The sequence below is a fragment of the Botrimarina hoheduenensis genome, assembly GCF_007859815.1.
Classification (GTDB): domain Bacteria; phylum Planctomycetota; class Planctomycetia; order Pirellulales; family Lacipirellulaceae; genus Botrimarina; species Botrimarina hoheduenensis.
Window position 1 is genome coordinate 486,869 of record NZ_SJPH01000004.1, and the last position, 19,271, is coordinate 506,139.

Annotated in this window: 14 protein-coding genes; 9 read left to right on the top strand and 5 right to left on the bottom strand. The window is 62.6% G+C overall.

Translation table 11 applies throughout. The features are described from left to right. The first annotated feature begins 22 nt into the window (after nucleotides 1-22). The 8 genes from Pla111_RS11985 to Pla111_RS12020 all read left to right on the top strand — a co-directional run bounded on the left by Pla111_RS11985 (nucleotide 23) and on the right by Pla111_RS12020 (nucleotide 8,943). Entirely contained in the window at nucleotides 23-2,506 is a 2,484-nt protein-coding gene (locus Pla111_RS11985; RefSeq protein ID WP_146574656.1) for a heavy metal translocating P-type ATPase, read from the top strand. A 3-nt stretch (nucleotides 2,507-2,509) separates the two neighbouring features. Then, nucleotides 2,510-2,704, top strand: coding sequence for a hypothetical protein (locus Pla111_RS11990; RefSeq protein ID WP_146574658.1), 195 nt, complete (start codon nucleotides 2,510-2,512; stop codon nucleotides 2,702-2,704). A 94-nt stretch (nucleotides 2,705-2,798) separates the two neighbouring features. After that, nucleotides 2,799-3,545: a MauE/DoxX family redox-associated membrane protein gene (locus tag Pla111_RS11995; RefSeq protein WP_146574659.1), complete on the top strand. Its 747-nt coding sequence runs from the start codon at nucleotides 2,799-2,801 to the stop codon at nucleotides 3,543-3,545. A gap of 223 nt (nucleotides 3,546-3,768) precedes the next feature. Then, nucleotides 3,769-5,166, top strand: a complete 1,398-nt coding sequence (locus tag Pla111_RS12000) for a TolC family protein (protein ID WP_146574661.1) — start codon at nucleotides 3,769-3,771, stop codon at nucleotides 5,164-5,166. A gap of 42 nt (nucleotides 5,167-5,208) precedes the next feature. After that, nucleotides 5,209-6,732: a multicopper oxidase family protein gene (locus tag Pla111_RS12005; RefSeq protein ID WP_146574663.1), complete on the top strand. Its 1,524-nt coding sequence runs from the start codon at nucleotides 5,209-5,211 to the stop codon at nucleotides 6,730-6,732. Between the two features lie 108 nt (nucleotides 6,733-6,840). Next, nucleotides 6,841-7,167 carry a four-helix bundle copper-binding protein gene (locus tag Pla111_RS12010; protein WP_146574665.1) on the top strand — a complete coding sequence of 109 codons (327 nt, stop codon included), beginning with the start codon at nucleotides 6,841-6,843 and terminating at the stop codon, nucleotides 7,165-7,167. An 86-nt stretch (nucleotides 7,168-7,253) separates the two neighbouring features. After that, complete coding sequence (locus Pla111_RS12015; RefSeq protein WP_146574667.1) at nucleotides 7,254-8,591, top strand: APC family permease; 1,338 nt, start codon at nucleotides 7,254-7,256, stop codon at nucleotides 8,589-8,591. A gap of 64 nt (nucleotides 8,592-8,655) precedes the next feature. Continuing rightward, the gene (locus Pla111_RS12020) at nucleotides 8,656-8,943 is read left to right on the top strand and encodes a metal-sensitive transcriptional regulator (protein WP_146402691.1); all 288 of its coding nucleotides are present in this window, start codon (nucleotides 8,656-8,658) and stop codon (nucleotides 8,941-8,943) included. 18 nt (nucleotides 8,944-8,961) lie between these two features. Here Pla111_RS12020 and Pla111_RS12025 read toward each other — a convergent pair whose 3' ends face one another. From Pla111_RS12025 to Pla111_RS12040, 4 genes are all read right to left on the bottom strand, one after another. Next, nucleotides 8,962-9,579 (bottom strand): GNAT family N-acetyltransferase, encoded by a 618-nt coding sequence (locus Pla111_RS12025; RefSeq protein ID WP_146574669.1) that lies wholly within the window; start codon nucleotides 9,577-9,579, stop codon nucleotides 8,962-8,964. Between the two features lie 93 nt (nucleotides 9,580-9,672). Then, the gene (locus Pla111_RS17500; RefSeq protein ID WP_231930976.1) at nucleotides 9,673-10,710 is read right to left on the bottom strand and encodes a hypothetical protein; all 1,038 of its coding nucleotides are present in this window, start codon (nucleotides 10,708-10,710) and stop codon (nucleotides 9,673-9,675) included. 149 nt (nucleotides 10,711-10,859) lie between these two features. After that, entirely contained in the window at nucleotides 10,860-14,375 is a 3,516-nt protein-coding gene (locus tag Pla111_RS12035) for an efflux RND transporter permease subunit (protein WP_146574671.1), read from the bottom strand. After that, on the bottom strand, nucleotides 14,365-16,041 hold the full coding sequence (locus Pla111_RS12040; RefSeq protein WP_231930984.1) for an efflux RND transporter periplasmic adaptor subunit: 1,677 nt from the start codon (nucleotides 16,039-16,041) through the stop codon (nucleotides 14,365-14,367). The genes Pla111_RS12035 and Pla111_RS12040 overlap by 11 nt, the downstream gene beginning before the upstream one ends. Nucleotides 16,042-17,019: 978 nt before the next feature. On the opposite strand from Pla111_RS12040, the gene Pla111_RS12045 reads away from it, so the two are divergent. Next, nucleotides 17,020-18,354 carry a TolC family protein gene (locus Pla111_RS12045; protein WP_197524984.1) on the top strand — a complete coding sequence of 445 codons (1,335 nt, stop codon included), beginning with the start codon at nucleotides 17,020-17,022 and terminating at the stop codon, nucleotides 18,352-18,354. A gap of 70 nt (nucleotides 18,355-18,424) precedes the next feature. On the opposite strand, the gene Pla111_RS12050 is transcribed toward Pla111_RS12045, so the two are convergent. After that, nucleotides 18,425-19,271: transposase (locus Pla111_RS12050; protein WP_146574674.1), on the bottom strand; the 847-nt coding region annotated here is incomplete at its 5' end.

Consider the following 19,271-nt stretch of genomic DNA (forward strand, 5'->3'; position numbering starts at 1 on the left):
TTATCACCAGCTGGAGTTTAGGATGCAACGTAAAACGAAGATCAATCTTGCTTTCACCCTGCCCGGTGTCCCGGACGCGACTGATGCCTGTGTCCGCCGTCTGCAGGGCTTATTGGAAGCCAAGCACGGGATCGATTCATGCCACGTTGTCGCGTCGTCAGAGCCATCGGATAGTGAAGTCTGCGTCCACTTCGATTCGGACGTGGTCACGATTGCGGAAGTTCGCGATCTATCCCGACGCGTAGGGCTGGAACTCGTTGAGAGATACGGGCATTGGCGCGCCGACCTGCAACCGATGCACGCCGGCAAGGCGTCTGCCATCGAATCACGACTCGGCCGGGTCAAGGGCGTGCTCGAAGTAGCCGTTTCGCCTGGCGGCACGTTACGTGTTGAGTTCGATCGCCAAGTCACCAGCGAGGACAGGATCGAGGAGGCGGTTGGGGAGTGGTTGGAGCAGCCGGGGCACCAAGCCGATGACCACACCGGCCACAAGCACGACGGGGAGGCCCACGAGGACGAACACGATCATTCCGCGCACGGACACGCCCACGGCGGGATCTTCGGAGCCCGCAGCGAACTCATCTTCGCCGTGCTTTGCGGCGTCTTTCTCCTGGTTGGATGGCTACTCGAGACGGTCGCGGACGTCTCCAGCTGGCCGCCGATCGCCTGCTACGTCGCCGCCTATCTTTTCGGTGGCTACTACACCGTCACCGAAGCGATCGAGAAAATACGGGCGGGAAGTTTCGAGATCGACCTTCTAATGGTCGTGGCTGCTGCCGGTGCGGCTTCGCTTGGCGCCTGGGCAGAGGGCTCGCTTCTGCTGTTCCTGTTCAGCATCGGCCATGCCCTGGAAGGCTACGCGATGGGCCGCGCCAAGCGGGCGATCGAAGCCCTCTCCGAACTCGCCCCACGGACCGCTCGCATTCGTCGGGATGGCCGGGAGTCGGAAGTCGACGTCGAGGAATTGCGGGTCGGGGACGTCGCCATCGTCAAGCCCGACGAGCGGCTGCCGGCCGACGGGTTTGTTATCCGCGGCGAAACAAGCATCGACCAAGCCTCAATCACCGGTGAAAGCGCGCCCGTTGACAAGCTACCGGTCGCCGATCGGGAGTCTGCCGCCGCCGACCCGGAAGGCGTCGCTTCCGACCACCGGGTGTTCGCGGGCACGATCAATCAAGCGGGGTCGATCGAGGTCCACGTGACCAAGACCGCCGCCGAGAACACGCTCGCTCGTGTCGTCACGATGGTCAACGAAGCGGAGACACGCACTTCGCCAACCCAGAAGCTCACGAAGCGGTTTGAGCGCTACTTTGTGCCCGCGGTGATCGCCACCGTTGTGCTGCTCCTCTTCGCACCACTCGTTCTCGATGAAGCCTTCAGCGACTCCTTTTATCGTGCGATGGCGGTCTTGGTCGCAGCTAGCCCTTGCGCCTTGGCGATCGCAACACCGAGCGCGGTACTGAGCGGTGTGGCCCGAGCGGCGCGTGGTGGTGTGCTCGTAAAGGGGGGCGGCCCTTTGGAAAGTCTCGGCCGCTTGGACGCGATCGCCTTCGACAAGACAGGCACCCTGACCGAAGGCAAGCCTCGCATGACGGATGTGCGACCCGCGGACGGTGTAAGTAAAAAGGAGCTTCTGCGTATCGCCATCGCCGTGGAAGACCTCAGCAAGCATCCGCTCGCCAAAGCCGTCGTTCGTGACGGAACAGCAATGTTGGAAGCAAAGAGCAATGGCCTACCTAAGGCGACGAATCTTAAGAGTATCACCGGCCGCGGGGTTCAGGCAGAAGTGGATGGGAGAACTGCTTTCATAGGCAAAGACGAGTTGTTCTCGGAGGTTGACGGCCCGTCTCTTCCCGATTCGATCCGCTCGACCGTCGAGTCATTGGAGAGCGAGGGACGCACTACGATGATCGTGCGGTATGACGACCGCTACCTCGGCGTTATTGGGCTCATGGATACACCACGTGAAGCGGCCCAACGAACCATCACGCGGCTCCGAGAACTCGGCGTCAAGCGAATGATCATGATTTCCGGAGACAACCAGCAGGTCGCCGATGCGGTCGCCAAAGCGGTTGGCATCGATGAGGCGCGAGGCGACTTGATGCCCGAGGACAAGGTCGAAGAGATCAAGAAGCTCAATAGCGTCGCCGGGGTGGCCATGGTCGGCGATGGGGTCAACGACGCACCGGCGATGGCGTCCGCATCGGTTGGTATCGCGATGGGAGCAGCCGGTAGCGACGTCGCCCTTGAAACGGCCGATGTCGCGTTGATGGCGGACAATCTCGATCATCTGCCATTGGCAATCGGACTGAGCCGTGCCACTCGACGCATCATCCGCCAGAATCTGTGGATGAGCCTCGGCATGGTCGCCTTTCTCGTGCCAGCAACGATCTTCGGTCTCAACATCGGCCCGGCGGTAGCGCTCCACGAAGGCTCGACGCTTGTCGTTGTGTTCAACGCACTCCGCCTGCTCGCCTACGCATCACCATCTACCGACGGGAGCTAGCCAATGGAAGTCAAACACATCATCCTCGGCCTGCTGGAAGCGGGCGCCTGGTACTTCTTCATCTACTACCTGCTGGACACGCTGAGAAAGCCCAATAGGAGCCCTTGGATCGCGGCGGGAGTCTTGCTGGCGCTCTTCTATCTTGGGTTCATGCTTTGCCCGTGGGTGAAGCACACGCCGGTGTGGCAGCAGCTCTAGGGACCAAACCAGCACCGTGTTCGACACGTATGCTTGATTGGCCACCAAAGGGCCGCATTTAAGAGAACCAACGAACGGCACGAGGGAGAGTTCGATGCGGCAGAAATTTGAGACCAACCTGCGTTGCCAGAAATGCTTGGCGACGATCGGCCCGCTGCTAGACGACGAGTCGGGAGTGCTTGACTGGTCCGTAGATCTTGACGATCCGAGGAAGCCCCTCACCGTGGATCTGGCAGAAGCGTCTGCCGGGAGCCGTGTTGTTGACCTGTTGGCAGGCGCGGGCTACGAGGCGACACCGGTCGATCGAGCATCGACGGAGTCTATCGAACCACCTAACGAGGCTGACTCGGCGTTCAAGCTAGCCAACTACAAGCCGCTCTTGCTTGTGGTCGCCTACGTGTTGGGCGCCACGGGAGTCGCCGAATCAATCCACGGCGGTTTCGTTTGGCCGCGGGCGATGAGCTACTTCATGGGCTTCTTCTTTCTCGGATTCGCTTTCTTCAAGCTGCTCGACATCCCCGCCTTTGCGGACTCGTTCTCTAGCTACGACATCATCGCTAAACGCTCACGCGGCTACGCATTGGCGTACCCGTGGATTGAGCTTGGGCTCGGAGTCCTGTTCGTGAGTGGCGTGCTGCCGCTCGTCGCCAACGGGGTGACCGCGGTGATCATGGCCGTTGGGCTGGTCGGTATCGTGCAGGCCGTCTTCCGCAAGCAAGCCATCCAATGCGCCTGCCTAGGCACCGTCTTCAACCTGCCGATGTCGACCGTCACGATCGTCGAGAACAGCGTCATGCTAGCGATGGCGATCACGATGCTGGCAAGGGCGGTTGGGGCCTGAGCTATCAGCTGGTCACTCAGACGACCAGCCGTCCGTCGAGTATTGCAGGCCGCAAACCTTCACAGCGGCGGCGCCCGGACTGATTGGAAACTGGCCACGCCGATGTACCCCCAGGGGGTACTCCGCCGATATCGGTTAGGTCGAGCCTTCCGAAAGCCAGCCCGAAAGTTAGCTCACGGTGCGTATGCCCCGGTCATCGAAACTAATCGCCGCAAGCTTAGGGATGATCGCCGTTTGCTGCGGCGCGACGAAGGGGCAAGAGCTGGTTGCTCCCCCGCGTGCGCCAATCCCGCCGAGAGCAGCGAAGGTGTTCACCGCTGCGCCAGCGATCCCGACCGTGCCCGACCCCGAGCTGCAGATCGACACGCCCCCTGATGGAGGGGTCGCCGAGTCTGGCTACACGCTCGACGTATTGCTGAGGCTCGCCGGACGGAACAACCCAACGCTCCGGCAGGCGCAGCTCCATATTTCGGCCGAGCTGGGCAAGGCGCAGCAAGCCGGCCTCTATCCGAACCCCATCTTCTCTTACGAAGCCGAGCAGATCGGGGTCGATGTCGAGGGCAACAAAGACTCTCCGGGTGAATTTCAAGGCGGCGTTTTGGAGCAGCGCTTCGTGACCGCAGGCAAGCTGCGGCTGAGTCGCGAGAAGTACCTACGGCGGGCCCATGTATCCGAGCACCTCGCAACGGTTCAGCAGTTCCGCGTCTGCAACGATGTGCGGCTCCACTTCTACCGGGCCCTGGCGGCCGGCGAGACGCTGGCGATCCGCCGCGAGTTGCTCAAGAGCAGTGAGGACGCCGCGGTCACCGCTCAAGAAGCGTACAACATGGGACAGTCACGCCGACCCGAAGTACGGCGGGCCAACATCACCCTACAGCGCGCTAGGCTGAGTGTGATGCGAGCGGAGAACGCTCAGCGGGAAAGCTTCCGCCGACTCACGGCTTTAGTAGGCGTGGCGCTCACCGAAGGTGCTGTCGAAGGGAGTTTGGCGCCCGAGCGTGAACCGACTTCTTTCGATAGTGAACTGGGTCGTCTGCTTGCCGAAAGCCCCGAGGTCGCGGCCGCGAGGGCGAAGCTCGCCGTCGATCGGGCGACGGTTGAGCGGGAACGGGTCGAATGGGTGCCCGATCTCGTGGCGCGTGGTGGTGCGGGATACAACTTCGAGGCGGGCGAGACGGTCGCCGTCGCCGGGCTGTCGCTAGAGCTTCCCATCTACGACCGCAACCAGGGCACGATACGTCAGGCTAGAGCCGACTACGCCCGACAGCAGCAAGAACTTCGACGGATCGAACTCGGCCTGCGGAACCGGCTGGCGATGACCTACGAACGGTACCTCTCATCGCTGCAGCACGTCTACGAATACGAGCGGGTGATCCTGCCCGAGTCGAAGGCGGCGTACGCCGAGCTGCTCGAAAGCTACAAGCGTGATCGGGTCGATTGGCCCGACGTGCTGATGGCGCAGCACGACTACTTCGACGCCAAGCTGATGCAGGTCGATAACCTTTTGGAAGCCCGCACGCACGAAGTCTTGATCGCGGGCTACCTGCTCCACGACGGCCTGATGGCCGCCGGCGGGCCAACGCCTCCCGGCCACATCAACGCCACGCCTAAACCGCGCTAATCGAGCTTTCATTGATACAGCCCTCAGCCCGACCGATCAACCATGAGCAGCCAACAAGAACCGAATCGCCCCCCGCGTCGCGAGTTTCTACGCACCACGGCACTCGCCGCCGGTGGGGCTTTCGCCGGCTCGTCGGTCGCCGGGGCACAGCACATGGGCCACGAGATGCACGGCGGCGGAGGCGGCATCGACCACAAAATGCTACAGCCGATCGGCGATCCATTGGCGGGTCGTCCAACCGGTGTGCAGGACGAATACGATGGCTTCCGGCGCTTCGCCCCAAGCCGCGGCAATAGCCCGGACAGCGACTTTTACCTTGGTAAGCTGGTGCCGGGGCTGCGTGATTCGTCGGCGGGTCGGGCTCCGTTCGTCGCCCCGGATATCCCTTCGATGTCGTACGAGATGAAGGACGGCGTCAAGGAGTTTCACCTTCGCGCGACGCCCGTCGAAGCCGAATTCCTACCCGGCTACAAAATGAATGTCTATGGCTACAACGGCAGCATGCCGGGGCCGACAATCGAGGTCACGCAGGGCGATCGGGTCCGGATCATTGTCACCAACGAGCTGCCCGAAGAGACGTACATGCACTGGCACGGCTTCGAGTGCCGCGTCCAGTACGACGGCGCCGACGCTCTGATTCAGAACCCGATCAAGCCGGGCGAGAGCTTCAACTACGAGTTCACTTTCCACGAAGAAGGGACGTTCTTCTACCACTCGCACGTCGCGATGCAGGAGGCGTTCGGGATGGTCGGCTGGTTCATAGTCCACCCAAAGCAGGACTGGGACCCGCCGGTCGATCGCGACTTCGGGCTGATCTTCCAGAACTTTGCTATCGAGCCGGGTCAGACGATCTCCAACAGCTGGGCGATGGACTGGAGTTGGCACACGATCAACGGGCGGAGCGGTCCGTTCAATTCGCCGCTGGTGGTAAAGCACGGTGAGCGGGTGCGGATTCGTATCCTCAACTTCGCCCCGATGCAGCATCACCCGATCCACCTACACGGCCACACGTTCTGGGTCACCGGACACGAAGGAGCGAGGATTCCTAAGAGCGCGTGGATCCCGCGGAACACCGAGCTGATCGCCGTCGCTCAGGCTTCCGATTTCGAGTTCATCGCTAACAACCCGGGCGACTGGATGATGCACTGCCACATGGTGCATCACATGATGAACCACATGACGAAGCAGATCGGCCCCCGGGTTCGGCCGAACCAGTCGGTCGATGCCTACCTCGCCAACCTCGACCGTTCGCCAGGCGTTTCGATGCAGAACCCCGACCCCGGCTTCGCGGTGCCTGGTTATCCCCAAACCATGAAGGGGATGAACATGGACATGATGATGAGCGATCGGATCGTCGGCCGCCGCGAGACGCTAGGCATGCGGGCCGACTGGCCGATGGCGATCATGGGTCTGATGCTGGCGGTGCGGGTGCTGCCCGAGGACCTCTACCAACTCGTCATGGAGACCGACGAGCCGGTCGAACCAGGATCCGTGTTTGCCGAGATCGTTCGACGGTTCGGCGACCCGAACGACTACCAGCCGGCCATGAAGATGTCGCACGGTTAGGCCTCTTCGCCATTACGCCGCATACCCCCGGGTGGTATGCGGTTTGCTCCGGCTCTGGTTGTCCATTTCGGCGATTGCTCGCCAAAACCAGATCGAGGAGACCTTTTGATGGCTACCGCGACTGCGAACTATCAAGACTGCATTGAGGCCTGCAACGCTTGCCTCGCCGACTGTCTTGCCTGTGTTGAAGGCATGCTGGGCAAGGAGTCGATGAACGACTGCCCGAAGTGCTGCCTGGAATGTGTGGCGATCTGCCGGGCTTGTGTCGAGGCGATGGCGATCGGCGGCGAGCACGCCGGGGCGTTCTGCAAGTTGTGCGCCGAGGTTTGCCAGTACTGTGCCGATCAGTGCGGCGCACACGACCACGACCATTGCCAAAAGTGCGCCGAGAGTTGTCGCCGCTGCGTGGAGAGCTGCCAAGCTGTTGCGGCTTGAGCCAGCTAGGTCCTTCAACGCACTCGATCGGAGGCGGTCCGGGCGACTGGGCTGCCTCCTCCTTTTAAGTCTCGACAGGCCACAGGATGCCCTCAAATACTGACGACAAAGGCAACTCGTACGAGTCTGGCAGTCTCTCGCTGCCGGGTGCGGTAGCGATGGGCACTGGCGTGATGATCGGCGCTGGCATCTTCGCGTTGACCGGGCAGATGGCAGAGCAAGCCGGCGGTCTCTTTCCGTTGGCCTTCCTCTCGGCGGCGGTTGTCACGGCATTCAGCGCCTACAGCTACGTGAAGATGTCCGACGCTCACCCGTCCGCGGGCGGCATCGCGATGCACCTCAAGAAGTGCTACGGCGAAGGGACGATCACGGCCGGTTGCTCGTTGCTGATGTACTTCTCGATGGTCATCAACGAGAGCCTCGTCGCGAGGACGTTCGGCGCGTACACGCTCCAGCTGTTTGACGCCCCACAGGACTCGTGGCTCGTGCCGGCCCTCGGAGTCGGTCTGCTACTCCTCGCCTTCGCCGTCAATCTGATGGGCAACCAATGGATCGGCGGGATGTCGATGGTGACCGCGGTGATCAAAATCGGGGGCATCGCGCTGTTCGCGGGAATCGGGCTCTGGCTCTCGGGCGGATCGTTCGCGCCAGTCACTTCGGCAAAAGAAGCCTCCCTGACAGGTTTCTTGGCGGCGACTGCGCTGGGCATCCTCGCCTACAAGGGCTTCACGACTATCACCAACGACGGCGACGAGTTGGTCGAGCCGAAGAAGAATGTCAGCCTCGCGATTGTGATCTCGATCGGGATCTGCGTCGCCACTTACGCCTTGGTCGCTTTGGCAGTAGCGGGCTCGCTGAGCCTCGACGAGATCGTCGCCGCTAAAGACTACGTCCTGGCCGAAGCAGCGCGGCCGGCTCTTGGCGAAGCAGCGGTCTACTTCACGGTCGGATTGGCGATCGTCGCGACGATCTCCGGGGTGATCGCGAGCGTCTTTGCGGTCTCGCGGATGCTGGCGATGCTTACGCAGATGGAATTGGTCCCGCACCGCCACTTCGGGATGCCCGGCGACGTGCAGAAGCACACGCTCGTCTACACGGTCGTGCTGGCGATCGTCTTGACGATCTTCTTCGACCTCAGCCGGATCGCCGCCCTCGGAGCGTTCTTCTATCTCGTGATGGACATCGCGATGCACTGGGGCATCTTTCGGAGCCTACGCGAGGAGATCGGGGCCAGTGGGCCGGTTCTCCTGACCGCGATTGGGCTCGACTTGGTCGTGCTCGGCGCCTTGATCGCCGTGAAGGGGGCCGCCGATCCGTGGCTGCTTGCTATCGGGGCAGCCGGATTCTTGCTGATCTTCGGTGGCGAGCGGTGGTTCCTCGGCTGGAAACACGGCGAATCGGCCGCGGCAGAGACGACCAGCTAGGCCGGCTCTTGCCGGACAGGTAAGCTGGGCAATTCTAACCCGACACCGCGAGTTGTTGCCCCCCGTGCTCTCCGACGACGACAAGACGAAGATCGGCAATCGCCTGCGGCGGATCGCGGGGCAAGTCTCGGCCGTTCAGCGGATGATCGACGAAGACGCCTACTGCGTCGAGACGCTCACGCAGATCGCCGCTGCCAACGGCGCCCTCAGCAAAGTGGGCCGGATGATTTTAGAGACGCATGTCCAGACCTGCATCCAGAGTGCCCTCGAAGGAGACGACGAGGCGAAGCGCGACGCGATGCTCGAAGAGCTGGCCTCGCTCTTTCAGAAGTACGGCCGCGTAACCGACTGATCCAGCTGACCTGTCTGGCTATCCAAAAGATTGGATCGGCGGGACGGGTTTCGGGTAGCTTCCGAACACTCGGCGGCCGATGCCGTAACGCGTGTAGTGACCGATCTCCTGGAAGCCCGTTCTGCCGAAGGCACGGCGTGCTGGGGTGTTGAGGCTCTCCGTCGTGGCGACCAACCAGTCAGCGCCGCCGGACTCGGCAAGCTCGTTAGCCGCGCAACAAAGAACTTCTCTCATCAATCCGACGCCGCGCGAACCGGCGGCTGTGTAGGCGTGAAAGACGAAAACGCTACACTCGTCGAGTTCGATCGCGGTAGCCGTAGCTTTCGATCGACCGTAGTTCATGCCGGCTTCTGCCGAGCCGTGAAAGAACCACGCAAACGAGCTTAGCCTTTCGGCGGCAATAACAGCGAAGCAACTGAGTCTTGGGTCGTCGAGTCTTTCGACAAGCTCCTCGCAATAGGGAGCCTCGCCGCTCTCGATGAATCGCTTCAGCTTTGCTGCTGAAATCCGCTCCGCCTGCCCGTTGATTGACTCTGCCGCGAGCTTAGAAGTCTCGGCGATCATCACGGTGACCCTTTCGAGCACCATGACGCGTTGCAAACAGCGGTAGGCAACCCGTTTTAGCCAGAGAGACATCGTGTCGTTCTCCATAAAAGGGCGGGGGCGACGGGGCGCTCCGGGTAGGAGGACCTCCCCTCGGCACGTCGCCGCCCCCGCGAGAATCGCGTCTTATCGAACCCGCGGCGGTTCGACGCCTTGTTGGGCCAGCTTCTGGAGGTAGCCCTGGGGGTCGGCGTGCAGCTTCTTCGCGCAGCCTGGGCAGCACAGGTAAACCACCCGTCCTTCGACAACGGTCCGGTACGGCCCGCCCATCGCGTCGAGCGGCTCATCCATCACGGGACAGAGTTTCTGGGCGGCTACAAACGGGGCATCCGCCGCGGTCGCCTTGGTGATCTCTGGCTTCGCCGTTCCGGGCGCAGCGGGCAGCTTGGCAAGGTACTTCTGCGGCTCCTTTTCCAAGAACTTCAGGCATCCCTTGCAGCAGAGATAGACATCACGCGGCAAGCCGGTGACCTTGAGCGGCGTCCCCATCGAGCCGAGGGGCTCGTCCATCACAGGGCAGAGCTTCTGAGCCGCGATCGCCGCCGCGTCGGCGTCCGTGGCTGGCGCGACCTTGAGCATGGGCTTGCCGATCACGTACTGAGACGGGTTGTCTTTGACGGCATCAATGCAGCCCGCGCAGCAAACGTAGACCGTCCGATCACCGACTTGCACCGGGATCGGCCTGCCCATCGAACCCAACGGTTGGCCGCTGACGGGGCATACCTTCTGCTCGGCGATGGCGGCCGCTACCTGCTGGGCTTCGGTCCTCGGGGCAACCGCGGTCGTCTGGAATCGGACCGGCTGGCCTTGCGGACCGGAGAGGCCGGCGAGCTGGACAGCGAGTTCGATTTGGCGACCGGCGATCGGCGAGAGATCAACCGCCACCGCCAACGCTTCGGCCGAGCCGTCGGAGCGTGTCTCAGCGAAGAGATCGTACCGATAGCGTTTAGCGTCACCCTGGACCTGAAGCGTCGCCACGCCACGGACATCGCGTAGATCAAGCGGATTCTTCTGCTCGTTATAGGCGAAGAGACGGATACCGCTTGGAGCAATCACGGTTTCGATCTGCATCGCGCCGACGTCGGCCAGCCGACCGCCGTGAGGGCCTTGGTCATTGGCAACGGCTGGTGCTGGGGGAGCGACCGGTGGTTGTTGCGCAGCCATCTTGTGGCCGGACCCGTGCGTTGTGTGATCATGTTGAGCAAATACAGGTACCGCGATTGCAAGACCGCAAGCGAGCACCAAGTAATTGAGGACTCTCATCGTTTCTCTCCCTAGGTTCACTTCTTCGATTGATCGCCGCGGACGCTTCCTTACGCCGTTGGCACGAGTTCTGAGACTTCTTTGGCCGACTCGGTGCCGGCCCAGTGCCGATCCGGAAGGCCCATCTGCATCTTCATTTCCTTGTAGCCGCAGTAGACGACCGGAACGACGAACAGCGTCACCAATTCGACGATCATGCCGCCAAACACCGGCAACGCCATCGCGCGAGCGACGTCGGCGCCTCGCCCGGTCGAGAGGAGCACCGGCACGAGCGCCAGGACCGTGGTTGCCGTCGTCATCAGGCAGGGTCGGATGCGGCGCATGCCTGCCTGGATCGTCGCGGTTCGGATGTCCTGCACGCTGTTGAGCTTCACGCGGCTGAAGACTTGATCGAGGTAGGTGGCGACCACCACCCCGTCGTCCACCGCAATGCCGAACAGAGCGATGAAGCCGACCCAGACGGCGGTGTTCATTTCGGCGCCGGCGATCGCCAGGGCGATCATCCCTCCGGCAAACGCCACCGGGATGCCGGCGAAGACCGCAAGCGTGATCGGCACGTGGCGGAACTGGAGATAGATGACCAGCAGGTTGATCAACACCACCATGGGCACCAGCCAGATCAGCCGCTGGTTCGCTTCAATCTGATTGCGAAAACTGCCAACCGATTCGATTGAGTAGCCGGCCGGCAACGCAAGCCGCGAGGGATCGTTCTCAGGAAGCGCCATCGCGTCACGCAGCGACTTCTCAATCGCCGCCACCGATTCGAGGTCGCCTGTCACGCCGCTCGACGCGAACGCGACGTGCGCCACCAATCGGGCGTTCTCGCTGTTGATGGCGCCGGGCCCCCACGTGGTTTCTAGCTTCGCCAGCTCGCCAAGCGGGATGACCTGCCCGCCATGGGCGACAACCGGCAGGCTCTCCAACTGGTCGATGCGTTCCCGCAGGTCGCGGCGGTAGCGGATGCGGACTGGGTAGCGTTCACGGCCCTCAACGGTCTTAATCAGATTCATGCCGCCGAGCGCTGTCTCGACGACTTGATTGACCATCTGCACCGACATGCCGTAACGGGCGGCGGCAGCACGATCGACCGTGAACTCGATGTAGGGCTTACCCAGCACGATGTCGGGGTTCACCGTCGCGGGGTTCACGTACGGCGAGCCACGCAAGTGCTCGGCGATCGAGACCGCCGCGTCGGCCAGCTCCGCGAGCGTGTCGCCGTAGATGCGGATCGCCATCGGCGCCTTGATGCCGCTTTGGAGCATCACGACACGGCCTTCGATCGGCTGAAGCGGACTTGCGGGCGTGACACCCGGCAGCGTCGCGGCCGCGTTGATCTCGTCCCACACGTCGCGGGAAGTGACACCCTCACGCCACTGATCCTTCGCCTTGAGCATGACGTAGGTCTCGATCATCGCGGCGGGCGCCGGATCGAGGGCCGACTCGACGCGACCGATCTTGCCAAGAACGTCTTGCACTTCGGGGATCTGACCGATGAGCACGTCCTGGGCTTGGAGCACCTGCATCGCTTGGCTGAAGCTCGCAGCCGGGTAAAGCGTCGGCATATAGAACCAACTCCCCTCGTCTAGCGCGATCCAGTCGTCGCTCTTCAGCCCGGTAAAAGTGTGTTTTAGATCGACGTACCCCGGTAATTCGTTCGGTTTCACGCCGAGGACCGTGGCGATCCGCTCGAAAGGCCGCATCACGGTTGGCAGTCCGATCCAACCCCCCAGCCCAACGACCATGATCAAGACCGGGACCACCAGGAACGCGGCTTTATTCCGAAGGAAGAGGTTGAGCGTGGGCACATACGCTCTCACGATTGCGCGACTGACGAAGCTCTCCTCGATCGGTCGGATACGCTCCCTAGTGAGCAGGTAGCCACCGAGCCCGCCTAAGGCGACGGATAAGGAGACTGCGATAAGCGGTGCGACGCCGTACTCGGCCTCAATCGCCTCGGTCCATAGGAGAGAAACCAGCAAACCGCCCAGAACGCCGCCGACCAAAGCCACGGCGAGGTTCGCAGAGCGTGGCCAGCGAGCGCTGCGGAGTAAGAGTCGGGCGAGTGCCGGCACCAAGGTCACGGCGACGACCAACGCCGCGGCGATAGCGAAGGTCTTGGTCCATGCTAGCGGGCTGAAGAGCTTGTAATCGCGGCCCGTTAAAAAGAAGATCGGTAGGAAGCTGACGATGGTCGTTGTCACGGCGGTCACGACCGCCGGAGCGACCTCGGTCGCCGCGTCGGCGATGACTTGGCTGCGGCGTTCAGCGCCCCCCTCTTCGCCCGCCTGCTCCCACTCGGCGAGGTGCTGGTAGATATTCTCCGAGACGATGATCCCCATATCGACCATCGTCCCGATCGCGATCGCGATGCCCGCAAGCGACATGATGTTGGCGTCAACGTGCAGGGTCTTCATCGCGACGAACGCCAACAGCACAGCGACGGGCAGCGTGGCGGCGACAATGAAGCTGCTGCGGATGTGCAGCAGGAAGAGCAGGATCACGACCCCCGTGATGAGGATTTCTTCGCGCAGAGCGGTCGTCAGTGTGCCGATCGTTTCATCGATCAAACCGGTTCGATCATAAACGCCGCGGATCGTGACGCCGTCCAGGGCGGGCGTGATCTGCTCGATCCGCTTCTTGATGCGGTCGATTACCTGCCGCGGGTTCTCGCCGTACCGCATGACGACCACGCCACCGACCGCCTCGGTCCCGTTGTAGTCGAGCGCTCCCCGGCGGAAGTCGGGCCCCAACTGCACCCGAGCCACATCCTCCACCCTCAGCGGCACCCCATCTCGCTGGCGGATGACGGTCTGCTCGATGTCACGGATCGTCTTGGTTGCGTCACCGTCGCCGCCCAGAAACCCCTTGCCACGGACGATGAACTCCATGCCGCTGGTCTCGACGGTCTTGGCGCCGACATCGACGTTCGATCCCCGCACCGCCGAGACCACCTGATCCAACGCGACACCGTGGAAACGCAGCTTGTCCGGATCGACCTCAATCTGATACTGACGCACGTAGCCGCCGATCGAAGCGACTTCGCTGACCCCCTCCACCGCTTGCAACTCAAACTTCACGACGAAGTCCTGAAGCGACCGCAACTCGGCGAGGCTCATGCCCTCTGGGGGTGGGCGCAGCACGTAGTAGTAGACTTGCCCGAGCCCGGTTGCATCGGGCCCGAGTTGAGGAACGACGCCATCGGGAAGTTGGCCCGCGGCCGATCCCAGCTGTTCGGATACTCGGCTGCGTGCCCAGTAAAAATCGACCGAGTCTTTGAACGTGACTTGAACGAAGGAGTAGCCGAACATGCTCTTGCCGCGCACGCTCTCCGCGCCGGGCACCGCCAGCAACGAAACGCTGAGCGGGTAAGTGACTTGATCCTCGATATCCTTTGGTGAACGTCCTGGCCAAGGCGTCAGGACGATGACTTGGTTCTCGCCGATGTTCGGAATCGCATCGATCGGCACGGTCCGGTAGCTGTACCAGCCGTAGACGCTCAACCCCACCGCAAGCAGCACGACCAGCCAGGCTTCTTTGACGCAGAACCTCACGAGACTAGTGAGCATGGGGAGCCTCCGTCATGGCGGGCATGGGGGCGTCGCCCTCGTTCTTGTCTTCGCCGCGGCTCGGGTCCATTAAGGAAGGCTTGCCACCGAGCTGCATCTGGGAGTCGATGAGGAAGTTGCCGTCGGTCGCCACCGTTTCACCCACCGTGAGTCCGTCGAGCATGACGGCCGACTCATCGGTAAGGGCCGCGATCGTGACCTCACGCAGCTCGAACTCGCCCGGCTTGGTCTCGACATAAACGACCGAGTTGTCGCCAGCCATCAACACGGCGCCACGCGGCACGACGATCTCCCCGTCATCCGGCGGCGGCTGCTCCGCGTAGCCGAAGCGTGTCGTCGGGACGAGGTCCATCTGGCAGATCGGGCAGATCCCCGGCTCGGTGCGGACGATCTGTGGGTGCATCGGGCTGATCCACTTGCCGGCGAGGGCCGGGTCGTAGACCTCATCTCGTGGGATCGCCGGGACGCGGATCGTCGCGGTGGCGTAGTCGCCCGGTTTGAGACGGCCGTCGAAGTTCGACAGCTCAACCCGCACACCGACCGTCCGGGTCTTGTCGCTGACCATGGGGTCGATAAAGGCAATCCGGCCGGTTGAGACCTCGCCCGGGAAGGACTGAACCTCGGCCTGGACTTCTTGGCCGAACCGGACCCGGGCGGCGTCGCTAGGATAAAGGTCGAGCATCAACCAGACGGTCGAGAGATCGACGACACGGTAGATCGGCTCACCCGTCTTGATGTAGTCGCCTTCGACCTTGAAACGCTTGACGACGGTGCCAGTGATCGGCGCAGTGATTCGGAGTCGCTTGTCGGCTTGCCGTGTCGTCAACAGCCGATCGATCTGCGATGGCGTCATCCCCAGCTCTTGCAGGTTGTCCTGAGCGACGTCGCTCAACTTGTCGTTCCGATTGCCAAGCACCGAAAGAGCCGGCGTATCAAGGCTCGACAGGTACTCGACCTGGGCCGAGTAGAGCGCCGGGCTGTAGACGAGCGCCAAGTCGTCTCCCTTGGCCACTTCGACGCCCTCGTACTCGGCGTACATCTCTTCGATCCGGCCATCCACGTAGGCGGCGATCGTCGCCATCCGCTCCTGGTCGTAGGCGAGCTGGCCAATGCTGCGGATCGTGCGGTAGGCCGGTTTACGCTCGACCGTCGCGGTGCGGATACCGAGAATGCGTCGTGCCGCGGCGTCGATCGAAACCGATCGCTCCCCGCCCCCCCCCGCTTCGGCGAGCACCAAATCCATGGCGCACACCGGGCACTTGCCCGGTTCGCCCTGCGGTGGCGTGCACATCATGGGGCAGATGTAGCGTTCGTCCTCGGCACCGGCCTTAGCTCCTGGAGCTTTTCGGTTGGACGAGACCGCTACGGGGACCAACGCCATCCCGCAGATCGGGCACTTGCCTTCGGTGTCTTGGCGTATCTCGGGGTGCATCGGGCAGGTGAACTCGGTCGCCGCCGCCTCGACGGATTCGAGCGCCAAGGCTGTGCCGCCGCCGCTCTGGATCCATCCGATCCGTTGGCTCAAGCCGACCAAGAAGAGGCAGAGCACCATCACACCAACCGCGATGCCGGCCTGCCGCACCGTGCGGGCAACCCAGCTTCGTATGGTGCCCGAGCGAGACGACGAATGCGTCTCGCCACTGGCGATCTTGTTTGCGGTTTTCATGCGAAAGGTCTCACGAGACGGGAGAGCAGATCACGATCAAGTTTTCGATCGTGACCAACGGATTCGTGGCCGCGCGTAGCAGCCAACTGAATGCTTCCCTGAGAAACGACCGCCAAGAAAAGGCGTGTCGTCGTTGCGCCGACGGATCGCTCGGCGCGTACCTTGAGCGCTAGCGACTCAAATGCGCCAAACGCCAAGCCGAGCTAGGCGTCCATTGGACGGCTCGACGGCTGGGTCAAATGAAGAATAGGCCTTCCGCTCTGAAAAATCGGCGAACCATTGACTCGGTAACCGAACGACCGCCCCTTGCAGTTGTTCGGCAAGCCGCTTCAAGACGGGGCGGGCGTCGCTCTCCGGTGCAGCTGGCTCGGCAGGCTTCACGCACAGGCAACCCTCGCCAACAGAGCCAGAAACGCTCGTGTCGTCTGGACGAGTCGGTTGCTGACCGCGGTCACTCTTGTTGCAGCAGCCCGAAGTTGCGTTGGGCGGTCGGGTAACGGCAGGTTTCCGCGTTTTCGAGCAACAGCCACAGCGCTGACCTACCTGCGTTACTGGGCAGGAACCGCAGCCGGCACAAGTCGCATCGACGTCGGCATTGCTCGTGCAAGTCGACCCGTGCGCTCCCGGAAGACCGTGCAGCGGGAACGCTAGCATTCCGATCAGGAAGAGCTTGACGGCCGAACGGATTGCACGGGACTTGATCAACGGGCCGGTCGATAGGTTGGTAACGAGAATACCTCTGGGGGGTATTATCGGCAGGATGCCCCGCTACAGCAAGTGTAGTTCTCTTGAGCACCTCGCGAAGACACTCTCAAAAGCCGTTCCGAACGCATGGATGACCAGAGACAAAGCGTGTGGAGCCTGTCCACGCTAGGAATCGTCGTTGCGGGACTCTCGGTCCTGGCTGGCTGCCGTGCGCCCTTTGGACAGCGGGACTCGCGAGTTGAGGCATCATCGCCATTTGCTGACGATCGGGCGATGCTTGTTGATTTCGAGTCGGCGGCCGAACCGGAAGAGGCGGCGGCTGTCAGCCTTCTAGATGGGGGGCCTCCCCTGGAACCGGCCCAGCCCGAGGTCATCAAGCTCGGCTTTAGGCCCACGCCCCTTGCCCGACAACCTGTCGAGCAGCTGGTCGCCGTAGCAATCGATCAGCACCCCCGCGTGAGAGCGGCCCGAGCACGGTACGCCTCGGCAACCTGGCGGCCAGAGCAAGCCCGATCGCTCGATGATCCGATGCTGTCAAACACGTTCTTCCCGATCTCGGATCAGGCTCTGCAAACGGCGGGCGGTCGGGCTGGCAACACGATGTCGCTGTCGCAGAAGTACCCGTGGCCAGCTAAGCGCGAAGTGAAAGGGGCGATCGCCGAACGGGAGGCCCAAATCGCCGCGACGAAGATTAGGCAGGCCGAGCTTGAGATCGAAGAGCTGGTCCGGCTTGCCTACTACGAACTCTGGTTCGCTGATCGAGCGATCGGGATTACCGAGCGGAACCGCGAGATCGCCATCGAACTGGTCAAGCTCGCCGAGGCCCGAAACGCCGCCGGCGGGAGTCAGCAGGACGTGCTGCGTGCTTCACTGCAAGTTGACAATCTCGACTCGAAGTTGATCAGCCTCGCCGAGCAAAAGGCGCTCGCCCAGGCCGACCTCGCTGCCCTGACGCAGCAACCGAGCGCGCAAGGCATCGAGCCGACCGAGACCATCGACCTCTCCGGCGCCGAGCAACAACGTGAGGCCTTGTTCGCCCTCGCGCTTGAATGTAATCCCAGCCTGAACGAGCAGCGATGGGCGGTCTCACGTGATCGGCAGAAGCAAGAGCTTGCCTGCTTGCAGAAGCGTCCTGATTTCACGTTCGGAGTTGGTTGGCAAACCATCACCGAGAGCGACGCCATCTCCCCGGTCGCCAACGGGCGCGACAACATCAGCTTCGCGGTGGGTCTCACTCTGCCAATTTGGCGTGACCGGATCCGAGCGGGGATCAACGAGGCGTCCGCGGCCGTCGCGGCCTCGTCACGCGAGTATGCCGACACACGCGATGACACCTTCCGTCGCATCCGCCGCTACAACGAACAGGCGCAGGCAGCCCAGCAGCAACTCGACCTGTACGAGAATCGCCTGAGGCCCAGATCTAAACGGGCGCTCGAAATAGCCTCGGCCGACTACCGGGGCCGCCTCGTCGATTTCGGTGAGGTCACCGCCGGCTTCACCGAGCTGCTAATGATCGAACTACAAGTCGCCCGGACCGAAGCAACCCTCGCCGGGGCCATCGCTCAGCTAGAGCGAGCCGTTGGCTGCGGGGTCGGTACGACTGAGTGACTACTGGCTTTCCAGTCACACAAAGTTGATGGCTATCGACCTCGGCGTTTACGACGAATGGCACGTAGTTTTACCGAAGCTCTTTGAGCAGTTGGAGTTTGGTCTCGTGCCTGGGGAGCATCATCCACTGGAATCGCTTGGGCCTTCGCTTGACCTGTCTCGGTTCGAATCGCCCAGGTCGATCGCCAACGGCGTGGGCTGCGATGCAGTCGAGCAGTCGTTCGTAAGCCTCGTGACGGAGGCGTGAGCAACAAGCGATCACGGGCCGGAAGGCTTCGAGCGTCTGCATCGCGCCTTTGAAGCTGATCGACCGCGGCTGGAGGGCGTGTTCGCTCGCCGCTTGGGCCATCACGGTGCGGATCAGGTTGTAGGCGAGCACGTGCGTCCAGATCTCCTTGCGCACCAACTCGGGCGTCTTGCACCGCAGCACCTCCATCTGCATGGTCGTCTTGACCGACCGCAGGTCGAGCTCGGCGTTCCATCGGGCTCGGTAGAGCGCCGCCAGGTCGTCCCTCGTGAATTCGTCGGGATCGAGCAGCGTCGTCACGACGACGATCGACTTGTTCCGGAAGCCCGCCTGGCCGATGACCACGCGGCACTCGCGGACCGTGATCGTGTCGGGCAGGTCACGGTAAGTCGGCCAATCGACCGAACGGATCGTGCTCGGCTTGGGCCACTCGACGAGGTGATCGCCCTTGCCGAGGCGCTGGCCCTTGCGGAAGTCGGCCTTCCGCATGACCTGCAGCTGCGACACGGCGTGGACGCCACGCTCCTGGAGCGTGAGCAGTTCCCGCCAGGTACAGTACAAGCGGTCGGTGAGCACCACGTCTCCCGGCCGGAAGAAGCCCATCAGCCGACGGAACACGCTCAGCTCGCCTTGCCCCTTGCCGGCATAGCGGCAGACGCCCAGGTCGAGG

Coding starts and splice junctions, on each gene's coding strand:
- Pla111_RS11985 (WP_146574656.1), top strand. CDS start 23: ATGCAACGTAAAACGAAGATCAATCTTGCTTTCACCCTGCCCGGTGTC.
- Pla111_RS11990 (WP_146574658.1), top strand. CDS start 2,510: ATGGAAGTCAAACACATCATCCTCGGCCTGCTGGAAGCGGGCGCCTGG.
- Pla111_RS11995 (WP_146574659.1), top strand. CDS start 2,799: ATGCGGCAGAAATTTGAGACCAACCTGCGTTGCCAGAAATGCTTGGCG.
- Pla111_RS12000 (WP_146574661.1), top strand. CDS start 3,769: ATGATCGCCGTTTGCTGCGGCGCGACGAAGGGGCAAGAGCTGGTTGCT.
- Pla111_RS12005 (WP_146574663.1), top strand. CDS start 5,209: ATGAGCAGCCAACAAGAACCGAATCGCCCCCCGCGTCGCGAGTTTCTA.
- Pla111_RS12010 (WP_146574665.1), top strand. CDS start 6,841: ATGGCTACCGCGACTGCGAACTATCAAGACTGCATTGAGGCCTGCAAC.
- Pla111_RS12015 (WP_146574667.1), top strand. CDS start 7,254: ATGCCCTCAAATACTGACGACAAAGGCAACTCGTACGAGTCTGGCAGT.
- Pla111_RS12025 (WP_146574669.1), bottom strand. CDS start 9,579: ATGTCTCTCTGGCTAAAACGGGTTGCCTACCGCTGTTTGCAACGCGTC.
- Pla111_RS17500 (WP_231930976.1), bottom strand. CDS start 10,710: ATGGCTGCGCAACAACCACCGGTCGCTCCCCCAGCACCAGCCGTTGCC.
- Pla111_RS12035 (WP_146574671.1), bottom strand. CDS start 14,375: ATGCTCACTAGTCTCGTGAGGTTCTGCGTCAAAGAAGCCTGGCTGGTC.
- Pla111_RS12040 (WP_231930984.1), bottom strand. CDS start 16,041: ATGAAAACCGCAAACAAGATCGCCAGTGGCGAGACGCATTCGTCGTCT.
- Pla111_RS12045 (WP_197524984.1), top strand. CDS start 17,020: ATGCTTGTTGATTTCGAGTCGGCGGCCGAACCGGAAGAGGCGGCGGCT.